At 38.0% G+C, this 15,967-nt stretch carries 13 protein-coding genes and 1 pseudogene; 11 read left to right on the top strand and 3 right to left on the bottom strand.

The features are described 5' to 3' along the window. Positions 1-77 precede the first annotated feature (77 nt). The 4 genes from gcvP to G4Y78_RS15940 all read left to right on the top strand — a co-directional run bounded on the left by gcvP (position 78) and on the right by G4Y78_RS15940 (position 5,101). Complete coding sequence (gene gcvP / locus G4Y78_RS15950) at positions 78-2,978, top strand: aminomethyl-transferring glycine dehydrogenase (protein ID WP_163833967.1); 2,901 nt, start codon at positions 78-80, stop codon at positions 2,976-2,978. Positions 2,979-3,203: 225 nt separating this feature from the next. After that, positions 3,204-4,238, top strand: a complete 1,035-nt coding sequence (locus tag G4Y78_RS15945; protein WP_163833966.1) for an ABC transporter substrate-binding protein — start codon at positions 3,204-3,206, stop codon at positions 4,236-4,238. A 38-nt stretch (positions 4,239-4,276) separates the two neighbouring features. Continuing rightward, positions 4,277-4,519 carry a DUF6868 family protein gene (locus G4Y78_RS31725; RefSeq protein WP_408022075.1) on the top strand — a complete coding sequence of 81 codons (243 nt, stop codon included), beginning with the start codon at positions 4,277-4,279 and terminating at the stop codon, positions 4,517-4,519. Positions 4,520-4,774: 255 nt separating this feature from the next. Then, positions 4,775-5,101 (top strand): hypothetical protein, encoded by a 327-nt coding sequence (locus G4Y78_RS15940; RefSeq protein ID WP_163833965.1) that lies wholly within the window; start codon positions 4,775-4,777, stop codon positions 5,099-5,101. A gap of 89 nt (positions 5,102-5,190) precedes the next feature. On the opposite strand, the gene G4Y78_RS15935 is transcribed toward G4Y78_RS15940, so the two are convergent. Then, on the bottom strand, positions 5,191-6,447 hold the full coding sequence (locus tag G4Y78_RS15935; protein WP_163833964.1) for a cytochrome P450: 1,257 nt from the start codon (positions 6,445-6,447) through the stop codon (positions 5,191-5,193). A gap of 142 nt (positions 6,448-6,589) precedes the next feature. Between G4Y78_RS15935 and G4Y78_RS15930 the strand changes: the two genes are divergently transcribed. Further along, complete coding sequence (locus tag G4Y78_RS15930; protein ID WP_163833963.1) at positions 6,590-7,138, top strand: hypothetical protein; 549 nt, start codon at positions 6,590-6,592, stop codon at positions 7,136-7,138. A gap of 170 nt (positions 7,139-7,308) precedes the next feature. On the opposite strand, the gene G4Y78_RS15925 is transcribed toward G4Y78_RS15930, so the two are convergent. Further along, entirely contained in the window at positions 7,309-7,578 is a 270-nt protein-coding gene (locus G4Y78_RS15925; RefSeq protein WP_408022098.1) for a hypothetical protein, read from the bottom strand. Between the two features lie 273 nt (positions 7,579-7,851). On the opposite strand from G4Y78_RS15925, the pseudogene G4Y78_RS31720 reads away from it, so the two are divergent. From G4Y78_RS31720 to ectB, 6 genes and pseudogenes are all read left to right on the top strand, one after another. Continuing rightward, positions 7,852-8,025: pseudogene (locus G4Y78_RS31720) on the top strand (transposase); the annotation flags it as partial. Between the two features lie 131 nt (positions 8,026-8,156). Next, positions 8,157-9,092 (top strand): IS1595 family transposase, encoded by a 936-nt coding sequence (locus tag G4Y78_RS15915; RefSeq protein WP_163830705.1) that lies wholly within the window; start codon positions 8,157-8,159, stop codon positions 9,090-9,092. 31 nt (positions 9,093-9,123) lie between these two features. Then, entirely contained in the window at positions 9,124-9,936 is an 813-nt protein-coding gene (locus G4Y78_RS15910) for a thioesterase domain-containing protein (RefSeq protein WP_163833962.1), read from the top strand. Between the two features lie 328 nt (positions 9,937-10,264). After that, positions 10,265-11,614 (top strand): MFS transporter, encoded by a 1,350-nt coding sequence (locus G4Y78_RS15905; RefSeq protein ID WP_163833961.1) that lies wholly within the window; start codon positions 10,265-10,267, stop codon positions 11,612-11,614. 119 nt (positions 11,615-11,733) lie between these two features. After that, positions 11,734-12,669 carry an IS1595 family transposase gene (locus G4Y78_RS15900; RefSeq protein ID WP_163830705.1) on the top strand — a complete coding sequence of 312 codons (936 nt, stop codon included), beginning with the start codon at positions 11,734-11,736 and terminating at the stop codon, positions 12,667-12,669. Positions 12,670-12,733: 64 nt separating this feature from the next. Further along, positions 12,734-13,993 carry a diaminobutyrate--2-oxoglutarate transaminase gene (gene ectB, locus G4Y78_RS15895; RefSeq protein WP_163833960.1) on the top strand — a complete coding sequence of 420 codons (1,260 nt, stop codon included), beginning with the start codon at positions 12,734-12,736 and terminating at the stop codon, positions 13,991-13,993. Between the two features lie 117 nt (positions 13,994-14,110). On the opposite strand, the gene G4Y78_RS15890 is transcribed toward ectB, so the two are convergent. Beyond that, on the bottom strand, positions 14,111-15,781 hold the full coding sequence (locus G4Y78_RS15890; protein WP_163833959.1) for a DNA topoisomerase III: 1,671 nt from the start codon (positions 15,779-15,781) through the stop codon (positions 14,111-14,113). Between the last annotated feature and the right edge of the window lie 186 nt (positions 15,782-15,967).

Raw genomic sequence — 15,967 nt, 5'->3', positions numbered from 1 at the left:
TGAAATAATGCAACTGAAACTACTGCTTAAAGTCATTCAAGCAGTGGATATCCCTTATTATTAAAAGGTTAATGCAGATGACAGTTGATAAACAGCCTTTGCCGCAGCTTGAACAGAATGATGCTTTTATTCAGCGTCACATTGGACCTGATCAAGCGGATAAACAATCCATGTTAGCCGCGTTAGGGGTAGAAACCTTAGCGCAGCTTATTGAGCAAACGGTACCTCAGTCGATTCGTTTAAAAAAGCCTATGCAGCTGGGCGATAGTATGACTGAACAGGATGCATTAGCCACCTTAAAAAAAATGGCCAGCAAAAATAAGGTTTTTAAATCTTATATTGGCATGGGCTACCATAATACCATTACCCCCAACGTTATTTTACGTAATGTTTTAGAAAACCCAGGTTGGTATACTGCATATACACCTTATCAGCCTGAAATATCCCAAGGCCGTTTGGAAGGATTGCTGAATTTCCAGCAAATGGTGATGGATTTAACTGGGATGGATTTAGCTAATGCTTCCTTATTAGATGAGGCAACAGCTGCAGCGGAAGCAATGACCCTTTGTAAACGGTCTAATCGTAAGAAATCCAATAGCTTTTTTGTGGCTGAGAATGTCCATCCACAAACCATCGATGTGATTAAAACCAGAGCAGAATATTTTGGTTTTGAAATTATTATCGGTAACCCCTATCAAGACTTAGCCAATTACGATGTGTTTGGTGTTTTACTGCAATATCCAACAACAGAAGGGGAAATTGGTGACATTAATGCGGTCATTCAAGCTGCTCAGCAGCAAAAAGCGATGACTGTAGTCGCTGCTGATATTCTAAGTCTGGTATTGCTAAAGTCCCCTGGAGAATTAGGGGCTGATGTAGTCATTGGTAGCGCTCAGCGGTTTGGTGTACCTATGGGGTATGGTGGACCCCATGCAGCCTTCTTTGCAACGCGTGATAAATTCAAACGGTCAACCCCTGGGCGTATTATTGGAGTATCAAAAGACACACGTGGTCAATTAGCATTACGCATGGCGATGCAAACCCGTGAACAACATATTCGTCGGGAAAAAGCCACTTCCAATATTTGTACGGCACAAGCTTTATTAGCTAATATGGCTGGCTTTTATGCGGTTTATCATGGTCCTGTTGGGCTAAGAACCATTGCTACTCGTATCCATCGTCTCACCTCTATTTTGGCCGAGGGGTTGTCTGCAAAAGGAGTCAAGCGTATCAATGAACAATATTTTGATACCTTGACTTTGGAAGCAGGGGAGCAAACAAAAGCGATTTACCAGCGGGCCCTAGCAGAACAAGTTAATCTCAGGCTAATTGATGGCGAGAAAATCAGTATTGCTTTAGATGAAACCACCACGGCACAAGATGTCCAACAGTTGTGGTCTATTATCTTAGGCGCTGATCATGGCCAGCAAGTTGCCGATTGGGATCAACAGTTAGCAGAAAAAGGGTTAGTGGGAATTCCCCCTGCTTATCAACGGAGTGATAATATTTTAACCCACCCAGTTTTTAATCAACATCATTCTGAAACTGAAATGCTGCGTTACTTAAAACAGTTGGAAAACAAAGATATTTCTCTGACTCATTCAATGATTCCACTGGGCTCTTGCACTATGAAGTTGAATGCCACAGCAGAAATGATGCCTGTTTCCTGGCCTGAGTTTTCGCAAATACACCCGTTTGCACCAAAAAATCAAACGGTAGGCTATCAAGAAATGCTGCAGCAGTTGGCTGACTGGCTAGTAGAAATGACCGGTTACGATGCTTTATCTCATCAGCCAAACTCAGGTGCACAAGGAGAGTATGCTGGCTTGTTGGCTATTAGTGCTTATCATAAAGCCAATGGTAATGACCATCGTAATGTGTGTTTAATCCCCAGCTCAGCCCATGGCACCAACCCTGCTAGTGCTAGTATGTTAGGGATGGATGTGGTTATTGTTAACTGTGATGATAACGGAAATGTGGATCTGGCTGATTTAGCGGCAAAAGCGGAAAAATACGCAGATAATCTGTCGTGTATAATGATTACTTATCCTTCTACTCATGGTGTGTATGAAGAAGGCGTTCAGGAAATCTGTCGTATTGTTCATCAACATGGCGGACAGGTTTATCTGGATGGTGCTAACTTAAATGCTCAGGTGGGATTAACCAGTCCCGGCTTAATTGGTGCTGATGTCTCTCATTTAAACCTGCACAAAACCTTTTGTATTCCTCATGGAGGCGGTGGCCCTGGTATGGGACCTATCGGTGTGAAAGCCCATTTAGCACCTTATTTACCAAACCACAGCGTCAACCCGGTAGATGAGTCATTAGGTAGTAATGGTGCTGTTTCAGCAGCCCCTTTTGGTAGTGCTAGTATTTTACCGATTTCTTGGGTTTACATCGCATTAATGGGCACTGAAGGCATGTGTCAGGCGACGGAAGTAGCTATTCTGAATGCTAACTATATTGCTGAGAAACTCAGTGTGCATTATCCAGTGCTGTACCGGGGGAGCAATGGCCGAGTCGCCCACGAGTGTATTATTGATTTACGCCCCATTAAAGCAGAAAGCGGAATTTCAGAAGAAGATGTGGCGAAGCGGTTAATGGATTTTGGTTTTCATGCACCAACTATGTCATTTCCAGTGCCAGGCACATTAATGATTGAACCGACGGAAAGTGAGTCAAAAGCAGAATTGGATCGTTTTATTGACGCTATGATTACCATTCGTCAGGAAATTCAAAAAGTCACAACAGGTGAATGGCAAGCAGACAGTAACCCCTTAGTGAATGCACCCCATACATTAGCTGATATTACTGATACTGAGTGGAGCCGTCCATATTCTCGTGAAGAAGCCGTTTTTCCATTAAATTGGTTAAAACAACAAAAAGTATGGCCTACTACTAACCGTATCGATAATGTCTATGGTGACCGTAATTTAGTATGTTCTTGTCCGTCAACTGATAGCTATCGTACAGAATAAATAGTATTAACAGTATTTTTTAAAGGCTGTAATAGCCTTATGTCACGACTCCCTTCCTAGCCCTGACACAATTGTGTGTTGGGGTTTTTTTTAGTGCTTTTTCCATTATTTAGTAGCTAGAGAATTGACAGAATGGTTTGGCTCCCATCTTGGGCTAAACTTGTTAGCAATATACCTAAAATGAAAGGTGTGGAATCCTAGAGGCAAAACGACTGGTGTGTTTTGATGAAGATGAAAAAATTATTTTCTTATCAATTGATGGTTTCCCTGTTAGTGGCATTGGTGTTAACTATAAGTATTCCTATTAAGCTCTCCGCTGGTGTTAAGGATCTGTTAATTATTCATAGTTATAGTAGATCTGAGTCAAACAAGTGGGTGAGTGAGCAAAGTCAGGGGATAAGGTCTGGGTTTGCAAATAGCGATTATGTTTTTCATGAATTAGAAATGGGGACCAAAAAGTTACCGGCAGATCAGTTTAAAACTAAAGCAGCAGAGGTCTATGAGCAGGTAAAAGTGATTGATCCTGCCTTGATTTTTATTACGGATGATAATGCGCTCAAGCTAATGGTACCTAAAATTGGCAAGAAAATACCTGTAGTTTTTATGGGGGTAAATGCCAATATACGGCTGGATTATCCATGGTTACTCGAATATCCGAATGTAACAGGTATTTTAGAGCGCCCACTCATCAAACGAACGCTCTTTTTGATGAAAGAGTCCCTAAATTTAAAACCAACTAAAGCACTCTTACTATTAGGTACAAACCAAACTGGAAAAGCATTTTTAAAGATTGAACTAAACAATCAACAAAGTTTTAAACTGGTTTCTTTTGAGGTTGATGTCAAAGCATCTGGTGAGGTTAAGCAGTGGCAAGAATGGATAAAATCCAGCAAGAGTGATGGATATGACTTGGTTCTAGCAACAACTTTTTTGGGATTAACAGCCCCTGATGGCAGTAAGGAAAATACTAATGTGTTTGTGAAATGGATGTCAGCTAATTCACCTGTGCCAGTGTTTACTGTTCATACAGATGTGATTGGATACAATAAGCTTGTAGGCGGAATGGTTTTAAATGGTATCTTATTTGGGGAGGAGGCGGCTAAAATTGCCCATGAAATTCTAGGTGAGCAGAAACCTCCAAAAAGCATTCCTTATAAAACCTTGACAAAAGGACAGTTGATTTTTAGCAAGCAACAGTTGGTTAAGTGGGGTTTTGTTATTGATAAAAGCTTTATGGGTGAGGTGGTGTTAGTTGATTAAATAACTCTGAAAAACTAGAAATATATCAAGGTGGGCTTATGGATATTAAGAAACTAACCGATTTCTTTATGTGGTGCACTATTTTAAATGCTGGGTTTCTGATTTACATTACTCTCATGTGTGTATTCTTTTCTAATTGGATTTATCAGGTTCAAAGTAAGTGGTTTCCAATATCAAGAGAAGTATTTAATATAGTTGTGTATGCATTTATTGGATTATATAAACTAATTTTTATTGTATTCTTTTTAGTACCTTACTTGGCATTATTAACTATGCAATAGTTCTTTAAAAACGAAAAATGTTTTATTCATATTACATGATAGTGACGAAAAACTTTCGGTAAGATAATAGTGGGCATGAAAAATCTATTCTCTAAGGGATTTTAATATAGATTTTGTATATGGTTTAACCAAGTTCTATAATTTTTCAGCGACCTCTGTATCTGATAACTAAGGACAGTAATACAAATTTATTATTGTATTGTTTATGAAAAATGAACTTATAAACAATGATAGTGAACCAAAGGATGGGTAATAATGAAATCAAGCATGATAATTCTAACAGTACTCGGTTGTAGTATGTCTTTTGCTGTATTGGGTGAGTGTAAAGTTGATCAGGGGACTTTCACTCTTTCGACACATATGGTGCAAAAAGCAGTAGCTGGCTCTGAAGATGCGCAAGTTAGAAAAGCATTTGCTAATGATAACTGTACTATTACTAAAGGCTGGCAAAAAGGTGGTGATATTCCCGAAAATTTACCTGCTAAAGCAGAACATATCACGGTGAAGATCCCTGATTATTCTACTTGTTATATTTTTGACCACCCTGATTTATTTGGTGTATTTACGACAGTTTGTGGTTGAAAATATGTATGCCTTGTTATTGGCAAGGCATAGATTCAAGTCTCATAGTCCATGGATAAAGTTGGATAACTTTGCGCATGGACTACTCGTTACTGGATTGTGATGGGTAAACTTTCTAAGCCGACCAATGTGTCTTGTTGGCGCCACTTTGCTTGTTTTCGGTCAACGGCAATTGAAAGGCTGCTCAAGTGAGTTAATACGAGTTGCATTTCAAGACGAGAGAGTTGTGCGCCTGAGCAAAGATGACGAGCATAACCAAAAGCTAAGTGTTTGTTATGTTGACGGTCCAGTTTAAATTGATCGGGGTGTTCAAAGATATTAGGGTCTCTACAAGCAGCACCTAACAGGACTTCGATACAATCGCCTGGTTGTAGTTGATATTGATGCAGGGTTATTGATTTAGTCGCGATACGTCGTATTGACTGTACAGGACAGCTGTAGCGAAGGGTTTCTTCTATAGCTGGACTGAATAGAGTAACGTTTTGTAAAACAGGATTCAGTAGCGCTTGCTCATCAAGAAAATAAAATAAGTTCCCTATAGTGCTAGTGGTTGTTTCATGACCTGCTAATAATAGCATTGAACAATTATCCGCCATACACTGATCGGTTATTGTAGGGTGGGTATTTTGTAAGTTTAATAACGCACCCAGTAAGTTCTCTTGAGGTTGTTGCCGGTGTTGATTAATCAAGTGAAGAAAATAATCACGTGAAGCAAACATCGCCTGCTCAGCATCGCCAAGAATGCTAGGGGTGATATTGGCGAAAAAAACACGAGTCAAGCGGTCTGAAAGTTGTTTCAGGTATAAGGCATCTTCAGCCTTGGCACCAAGTGCTCTGGCTATGACTAGCATGGGTAAGGGAAAAGCGACCTCTTTGATTAAATCAAAGGTAACTGGTTTTGTTTGGTTCAAAAATGGATGTAATAATTGTTCAATACACTCGTGCATCAAAGGTTGCATGTTGTCTAATGTTTGACGATTAAATGCCTGGTTAATGCAGCGTCTTAGTAAAGTATGTGGTTCGCCATCTTTGAATAGTACCCAATTTTCGAAACCTTGAATTAGTTGTTCATAAGGGGTTGGGTTAAGGGTGATTTGTTTAAAAATAGCCCGTACCCGTTTAGCCGAAAAATCATCTGACTTTAACACATGTTGTACAGTTGGATAGTCTGCCACAGCATAGTAATGATCACTCAGTTGCCATGCTTGTGGTGGGGGTTGATGTAATACTTGATAGATTGTAAACAGTTGGTTCCAGTCATTGGGGGGAATATAAAGCTTTTGTACGACTTCCGTTACCTGCTCTGAAATAGATGTGGCTGTTGTTGTATGATTCTGACTATGCATTATTTTTATATCCGGTTGGTCAGCGTTTTTCCCCCTATTGGGAATATTTGCAGTCTAACTAATATTGTAGGTTGAGGTTCATTTTTTATCTTATCTGTTTATACTTATGAGCTTGAGTAATACTGGATAAGGAATGGAATTAATGAAACAAGTTGTAGCAAGCTATATCAGTTTGTTTTTTTGCTTTATGTTAGCGGCATGTAGCGTTAATGGTGAGAGTCCTAGTGATTATGACATGATATCAATGGGCTATTTTGAAAATAATCAGTATATCAATGCTAGTTTGGGCTTAAAACTTAATTTTCCAAAATCTTGGTATATCAAAAATACAAATAAGCATAAAAAAATAGGACGAAACGAGTTTAAAACAATTCACTTGTTTTACATATCGAAAGGGAATCCGGCTGAAAAAAATTCAGGCCCAGAGGCAATATTAACCTTGTCAAAAGCAAAAAGTGATTTTTTAACTGACAAGGATATAATTATTCACGGCCAGCAAACTAGGCAGTTTGCTAATAATAAAATCACTGCGACTGATATTATTTTTACTTACCCAGAATTTGTGCCAGGTGTGTTCAAACGGGTAATATTACTTGAGCAGGACGGACTGTTTGTTACTATTGGCTTCACTTTTAACCAAGATGAAAAAGCGGAAGTAGAGTCGATCATTAATGAATTAGTCATTTTATAGGGACGTTTATGTTATTACTTCGTTCGTTATTTTTATGTGTAGTTAGCGCTTTTACTATAAAGTCGGATGAAATGAATACCATCAGTATGTGGGTAAAAGCCATAAGTACTGTAAATAAAGGATTCTTGAATCACTTATATTACTATACGGTATCCTTTGCTACCGATTTTTTAGTATTTACTCTGTCCCAGTCCTTTTAAGCCTGAAAAAACTCGGGCTTTACTTGACATAATTAATGTTGGTAAAGCATGTATTAGTGGCTCCATAAAGCTTTTATAATTGACTTCTTTGTTACTGATGGACGTTAGTTGTGATTCCCACTGGGCTGTCATATCTGGAGTGGTAGCCACTTCTGGCAAGCTTTGGATAAGTTGGCAGCCTGTTTCAGTTGAGTGGATTTGTTTTCCTTGGCGGGGTAGAAATTGGAGTTTAAATAACAGCTCAATAACCTCTGCACGGGTGGCTGGGTTATTCGTTCAGCTTATACCTCGATCACTTTTACAAGTCTTTTTTTGTGAAAATATGTAATTCTTTAATTTCATTGAGTATTTTACTATTTTCATATAAATAGCTGATTTTGTATTTTGTTTAGTCGTTTTGCATATTCTTTTAGGATTGGCTCTGATATTACTGGAGAGACGAATGTCTTATTTTTTGTGTTGATTGAAGTGCGATCAATAAGGCGGTTGTAAAAATGGCTAACTGGTTTAACTGGAAAAGTATTTGGTGGCAGAGGCTATATCTCTGCGAAATTGACCGAAGAATTACATAAAGAAGGACTGCTACTAATCACTAGAGTTAAAAAGGATATGAAAAATAAATTTATGCTCATGACTGATAAATTGTTACTTAGGAAAAGAGCTATTATTGAGTCGATTAACTATTAAATAAAAAATATTCGCCACATTAAGCATAAAAGGCACAGGAGTAAAAAAGTTTTCCTAATTATCACTATACCTAAGCCATTAACTGCTGTATATTTGAACAGCATGGAAACTTAATTGAGAAGGTATAAATAATGGCTATCAACAAAGTTCAATTTCAAAAAGGCCTGAGTTTAAACGAGTTTCTCAAACAATATGGTACAGAAGAACAATGCTTTAATACCTTATACAAATTGCGATGGCCAGAAGGTTTTCAGTGCCCCAATTGTGGATACGACAAATGCTGTCAACTCACTACTAGAAAGCTTCAGCAGTGCTATAAATGTCACCAGCAAACATCTGTAACTGCAGGTACTATCTTTGAATCAACCAAATTACCATTAAAGACTTGGTTCCAAGGGATGTATTTGATCTCCCAAGACAAAAAAGGTATATCAGCCATAGAATTACATCGCCATTTAGGTATTTCCTATCAAGCTGCCTGGAGAATGAAACATAAGCTCATGAAAGTGATGCAAGAAAGAGAAGGCACCAAGCAATTGTCGGGTTTTATTGAAATTGATGATGCCTATCTTGGTGGTGAGCGTACAGGTTGCAAAAGAGGTAGGGGAGCAGATGGGAAAATACCTTTTGTAGCAGCCGTAGAAACAACAAAACAAGGTCAACCGACACGAATTAAACTGAGCATTTTAAAAGGGTTTAATAAAGAAGAGATAACGGCTTGGAGTAGGCAGAATTTGGCCAAGGGCAGTACCGTAATCTCCGATGGACTGGCCTGTTTTAATGGTGTCATAGAAGCAGGTTGTCTTCATGATAAAATTGTATGCGGTGGTGGTCGTGCATCAGTAGAGGAACCTGAATTTTATTGGGTTAACACCATCCTTGGAAACTTAAAAAGTGCTTTACGTAGTACTTATCATGCTATTCGCGCTAAATATGCACAACGTTATCTTGCTGAATTTCAGTATCGATTTAATCGAAGATTTAGCTTAGTAGAATTTATTCCTAGGCTAGCATTTGTAGCACTGAGAACACCTCCACTACCAGGTAAGCTACTAAATATAGCTTAGGTATGATGATAATTAGGAAAAAGTATGTACTGTGAAAAAAGATGAAGCCTCACAGTTAGTTATTTTTAGTGATGAAGAGCAATTACCATCGTTGTATTGTTTCCCCGGGTTAGGTGGTTTATCAATAGGCTTTTCAGAATTATCTAGAGCATTGTTTAATAAGGTAAATATCAAAGCTTTTGATGCACAAGGGTTATTTAATGAAGCTGTAGTGTTTAATAACTTTGAAGATATGATTGATCATCATGCATTAGAAATAAAACGACATCTTAGTACTGCTAGTTGTAGTTTAGCTGGGCATTCATTTGGAGGAAGAGTTGCTTTTGAAGTGGGGAGAAGGTTAGAAAATGAAGGCATCAATGTTACGCTTTTTATGTTAGATGTGGTTTTGTCGAATAATGTCTTTGGTATTGATGAGCAGGAAAATGAAGAAAAAATAAAAATGGACTTCATACTAGCACTTAGTGAGTGGCTAGGAATAAGTACTGAAGCTGAGCTTACTTTAGATAGTCCTGCTATTGATGTTTTTTCAAAGAATATATCGCTAGCTATGCAAAAGATGGGGCTGATAAATAATCAGTCATTTTCAGTGGATGATTTTTGGAAAGCATACAAAAGCCAAAAAAATATGAATGATCACTACCTTCCTAGTGGTAAATTTAATGGTGATGTTTATTTTCTTTATTGTGAAGAACTAAAACCATACTTACCTGAGGTTGTACTGGACTATCAACAATACTGTTCAAAAGTAAATACATATAAAGTAATGGGAGAGCATCATTCCATGTTGAATCATGAGAATGTTGGCTCAATAGTAAGTTTAATTCAAAAGAAAATTAGTTAGTTTATACCTGTCATGAGTCATTTTTAGGTGTAAAAATAAAACGGTATATACTCACAGCTAAGGATAATTTAGGCGAGGCCACCGAGAGATGAGTTCCAGTAGCACTTTTCTATAAATTAAAGTAGCTACCGCAAGTCTTACAGTAGCAGACTTGCCCCCAGGAGTTTAGTAAACTAAATGCCTGGGGTGACAGTTAAATGCTCCATGCATTAACTGCATTTCCACCTTCCATGGTGGTCAAGAACGATGGTAACAAAGCCTAAAAATCATTCGCGAAGAGTATAAATTAATAGTTTTATGTATTTGCTGTTTAGCAAGTGGAGTAAATATGCATGTTTTGACTGAAGAATCTGAATGTAGTGATGAACAGGATAAGTCAATAGGTTTTATTCGGTTTTTATTATTGCTGGTTGCAACGTTAATATCTGTCTTAGGGACTATGATGACAGATTTTGCTTTGGGGCAGTGGGTTTATAAAGAAACACAGTCTGCAACAGCATATGGACTTATTGGCTTTGCTGCACTAGCACCGCAATTATTAATGGCACCTGTTATTGGTGCTTTAATTGATCGGCACTCGCGTGCCTTGTTAATGATTATAGGCCATGCGGGCGCAGGAATTTGTACATTATTGCTTTTATTTTTATATATGAACCAGAGCTTGGAAGTATGGCTGATTATTCTTTTAGCAAGCATTAGCTCTGTTTTTAATGGACTGATAAATCAGACTTTTATTGTACTTACACCGGTTATTGTTAGTAAAAGTCAACTGGTAAGAGTGCAGGGTTTTATTCAGGGGGGGATGGGTATTGTAGAAATATCTGTACCGGCTGTTGCTGCTTTTTCTCTGGTTACAATCGGTATAGAGGGAATATTTGCTATTGATATCATAAGCTTTCTTGCAGCTATTTTGCTTATATTGGTTGTATTGAAACAGTTGAGTGATTGTGATGGCAGGATTAAAGATAGTAAAAAAGATAATAGAAGTATCAGGAGTGATGTTACTTTTAGTCTTCAATATTTAAGACAAAACAGAAATTTGCTATATTTGCTGATATTCATGGCTGTCGTTAATTTCTCAATAGGGATTGTTCATGTGTTATTTACTCCTCTTGTCTTAAGCTTTTCAAATGTTATTGAGTTGGGTAAGGTTTTGACAGCAGCTGGAGTGGGTACCTTACTAGGAAGTATCTTTCTAGCTATATGGGGAGGACCAAAAGATAAAGTAAAAGGTATCTGTATGGCACTGTTAATAATTGGTATATTGTTAATGATGTCAACTTTAATTTTTATAAAAGAAGTATATGCAGTACTATTTTTATCTGCAATAGCGCTTTTAATTACACTGTCGTTTGTTATTGTAAACGGCTGCGATCAAGTCATTTGGCAAACTACTGTACCTTCTGAAATACAAGGCAGAGTATTAAGTATCCAAACTATTGTTTCACAAGGTGCTTTGCCACTCGCATTCTTAGTAGCTGGACCTTTAGCAGATTATATTTTTGAACCGATGATGGCTATAAATGGACCTTTAGCTTCTAGCATGGTGGCAGTGTTAGGTGTTGGCCCTGGAAGAGGCATCACCCTGTTGTATGGAATCTGCGGACTACTAATAATAGCAAGTATACTGTTATTTTATACTATAAGTAGTAAAGGGAATACTAAGAGGGTGATATGACTATTGTTTCTTCCTCTAAAAGTAGACGCCAAATAATATTTCCTAATTATCACTATACCTAAGCCATTAACTGCTGTATATTTGAACAGCATGGAAACTTAATTGAGAAGGTATAAATAATGGCTATCAACAAAGTTCAATTTCAAAAAGGCCTGAGTTTAAACGAGTTTCTCAAACAATATGGTACAGAAGAACAATGCTTTAATACCTTATACAAATTGCGATGGCCAGAAGGTTTTCAGTGCCCCAATTGTGGATACGACAAATGCTGTCAACTCACTACTAGAAAGCTTCAGCAGTGCTATAAATGTCACCAGCAAACATCTGTAACTGCAGGTACTATCTTTGAATCAACCAAATTACCATTAAAGACTTGGTTCCAAGGGATGTATTTGATCTCCCAAGACAAAAAAGGTATATCAGCCATAGAATTACATCGCCATTTAGGTATTTCCTATCAAGCTGCCTGGAGAATGAAACATAAGCTCATGAAAGTGATGCAAGAAAGAGAAGGCACCAAGCAATTGTCGGGTTTTATTGAAATTGATGATGCCTATCTTGGTGGTGAGCGTACAGGTTGCAAAAGAGGTAGGGGAGCAGATGGGAAAATACCTTTTGTAGCAGCCGTAGAAACAACAAAACAAGGTCAACCGACACGAATTAAACTGAGCATTTTAAAAGGGTTTAATAAAGAAGAGATAACGGCTTGGAGTAGGCAGAATTTGGCCAAGGGCAGTACCGTAATCTCCGATGGACTGGCCTGTTTTAATGGTGTCATAGAAGCAGGTTGTCTTCATGATAAAATTGTATGCGGTGGTGGTCGTGCATCAGTAGAGGAACCTGAATTTTATTGGGTTAACACCATCCTTGGAAACTTAAAAAGTGCTTTACGTAGTACTTATCATGCTATTCGCGCTAAATATGCACAACGTTATCTTGCTGAATTTCAGTATCGATTTAATCGAAGATTTAGCTTAGTAGAATTTATTCCTAGGCTAGCATTTGTAGCACTGAGAACACCTCCACTACCAGGTAAGCTACTAAATATAGCTTAGGTATGATGATAATTAGGTAATATTTTATACGAAAAAGATTGCAAATTAATTTTAAGGGAAAGTAATGAAATTATTCTCAGATTACGAGTCAGAAGTGAGAAGCTATATCCGTTCATTTCCTGTCATTTTTGATCGAGCTGATGGGGCTGTTATATGGGACGACCAAGGAAATGAATATTTGGATTTTTTTGCTGGGGCTGGCACGCTTAATTATGGCCATAATCCAAAGGCAGTGAATCAAGCCTTAATTGACTATCTTAATAACCAAGGAATTTTACATAGTTTAGATAAAGCCACAGTAGCAAAACAAAATTTTATTGAAAAATTTTTTCAAACTATTATTAAGCCAAGAGGTCTTGATTATAAAATTCAATTTACCGGTCCTACAGGAACTAATGCAGTAGAAGCTGCTATTAAGTTAGCTCGCCGTGTTACCCAGCGTAGAAATGTCATTGCTTTTACCCAAGGCTATCATGGATTAACTATGGGGGCATTGATGCTGACAGCAAATAACTACTATCATAATCCAAGTGATGGAGGGCGAGCAAATGTTTATCATGCGCCTTATGATGGTTATTTTGGTGAAACTGTTAATACCGCAAAATATCTTAGAAAATTGATAGAAGATTCTAGTAGTGGTGTATCAATGCCTGCTGCTATTGTTTTAGAAACGATTCAAGGAGAAGGGGGCATTAATACTGCGTCGAAAGAGTGGCTTCAAGAAATTGAAAAATTGTGTAGAGAGAATAGTATAGTTTTAATAGTTGATGATATTCAAGTGGGTAATGGACGATCTGGTGAATTTTTTAGTTTTGAGTTTGCTGGAATAAAGCCTGATATTGTTTGCATCTCCAAATCAATTGGTGGTGGTTTGCCACTTGCTTTTACCTTAATAAAACCAGAGTTAGATCAATGGCTGCCAGGTGAACATACAGGCACATTTAGAGGAAATAATTTAGCATTTGTTGCAGCAGCGGAATTATTGACCTATTGGGATAATGATGAGCTATCACAAACAGTGCTTCAAAAGGGTCATATGATAAAAAGCTGCCTTGAGCAGTTTGTATCAGATTTTCCTCAGTTAAAGATGTCTGTTAGAGGAAGAGGAATGATTTGGGGCTTGGAAATACCCAAAGCACAAGCAGCCAAAGTACTTTCTCAATATTTATTTAAGCATAAGCTTTTAATAGAGACCTGTGGAAAAAATGATAGCGTCATAAAAATAATGCCTCCTTTAACCATTGAACACTCATACTTGGATCAAGGACTCAGAAAAATAGGCGACGGAATACATGATTTTCTTAAAAGTAGATATATGGATTAGAATTTATTTTCACTAGTTATTGATAGTTAGAAAACTCAGTCTTATAAAAACAGGGCTTATAGTTTAAAAATAAAAGCCCTTGAATTATACAAGTTAAGTTGTAAAAGTCTTAGTTAGTTAGGATTTTTTTCTTTTTTTATAATTTCTCTTTGGTTGCTTTTTGAAGGTTTGTCCTTGTCCTTTTAGCTTACTAAAGGCACTTACATCTACCTGAGTAATTAAGTCATGAAGGGTGTTTGTCATCGGCTCCATAAAACGCTGATAGCTAGTTTCTTTGTTGCTGATAGACGTTAGTTGTGACTCCCATTGGGCGGTCATATCCGGTGTGGTAGCCACTTCTGGCAGGCTTTGGATAAGTTGACGGCCTGTTTCAGTCGAGCGGATTTGTTTACCTTGGCGGGTTAAAAATTGGCGTTTAAATAGTAGCTCAATAATGCCTGCACGGGTGGCTTCAGTACCGAGGCCATCAGTTTCTCTTAATATTTTTTTGATTTCAGGGTCTTTGACAAATCGGGCGATACCTGTCATTGCGGATAATAGGGTAGCATCCGAAAATGGTTTGGGTGGCTGGGTCATTCGTTCGGCTAACTCGCCTTTTAAACATTGGACTACATCGCCTTTTTTTAAATCAGGTAGTTTCTGTTGTACTTCTTGATTGGGGTTATTGTCATAGCCTTTATTTCCATTACTTTTGCTAAATAGTTTTTTCCAGCCTAAAGCTACCGTTTGTCTTGCAGTAGCAACAAACAGCCCACCACTGATTTCTACTTCTATTCTTCGATCATCATATTGCCAAGCAGGGTAAAATTGGGCGAGGTACTGTCTTGCAATTAACTCATAGATTTGTAACTCGGTTTTAGATAAACGGCTTGGATCAAGTTTTCGTTCGGTAGGGATAATAGCATGGTGTGCTTCTACCTTTTTATCGTTCCAGGCTTTGCTTTTTAAGGATAAATCAGCTTCAACAACTGCTTTTCGTAATGGCTCACATACCTGATTAATGGCGGCGGTGACAGTATTTATTTGGTTTAAGTGTTCCTTAGGTAAATAACGACAGTCGGAACGTGGGTAGGTAATCAGCTTATGTTTTTCGTATAAATCTTGGCAGGTACTCAACACCTGTTGGGCATTTAACCCATAATGTCTGGCTGAATCAATTTGAAGAGAGGATAAATTATAGGGGAGGGGAGCCACTTGTTGTTTGCGTTTTTTGGTAGCAGCGGTAATCAGCCCAGGTTGGCCGGTAATACGATTGACGACAGTTTCAGCCAGCTTTTTGGAGAGTACTCGACCTTCTTCATCCTGATAAGCCTGGCAGGCTTCGCTGGGTTGCCACTTGGCTCTAAATTGTTCGCCTTTTTCTGTTTCCAATAAGGCGAACACTTCAAAATAAGGCTTCGGTTGAAAGTTTTCGATTTCTTGATCACGTCGAACCACTAAGCCTAACAAGGGAGTTTGAACACGCCCAACAGAGAGCACTCCTTGATAACCGGCTTTTCTGCCTTGAATAGAACAGACGCGACTCATATTGATTCCATATAGCCAGTCAGCTCTAGCACGGGCTAAAGCTGATGTGGCAAGGGGAATAAAGTCACGATTATCCCGTAAGCTTGCTAGTGCTTTTCGTACTGAGTTCGGGTTTAAATCATTAATCAGGCAGCGTTGGATGCTAGCCCGTTTTGTTGTTGAAACACCAATAAAGTTAATGACTTCATCAACTAAAATCTGACCTTCTTCATCACTGTTACAAGTCTTTTTTTGTGAAAATATGTAAACCCTTGATTTCATTTAGTATTTAGCTATTTTCATACAAATAGCTGTTTTCACATTTTGTTTAGTCGTTTTGAATATTCTTTTAGGATTGGCTCTGATATTACGGTTGGGACGAATGTCTTATTTTTGGTATTGGTTGAAGTATAATCAATAAAACGGTTGTAAAAATGCAAGTACTTTTCTGAGGAGGCATAAGACATA

Origin of the sequence: Spartinivicinus ruber (assembly GCF_011009015.1) — a bacterium.
Taxonomy (GTDB): Bacteria; Pseudomonadota; Gammaproteobacteria; order Pseudomonadales; family Zooshikellaceae; genus Spartinivicinus; species Spartinivicinus ruber.
Note: the sequence above shows the minus strand (reverse complement) of the source record. Positions and strands in the feature narration are given on the sequence as shown.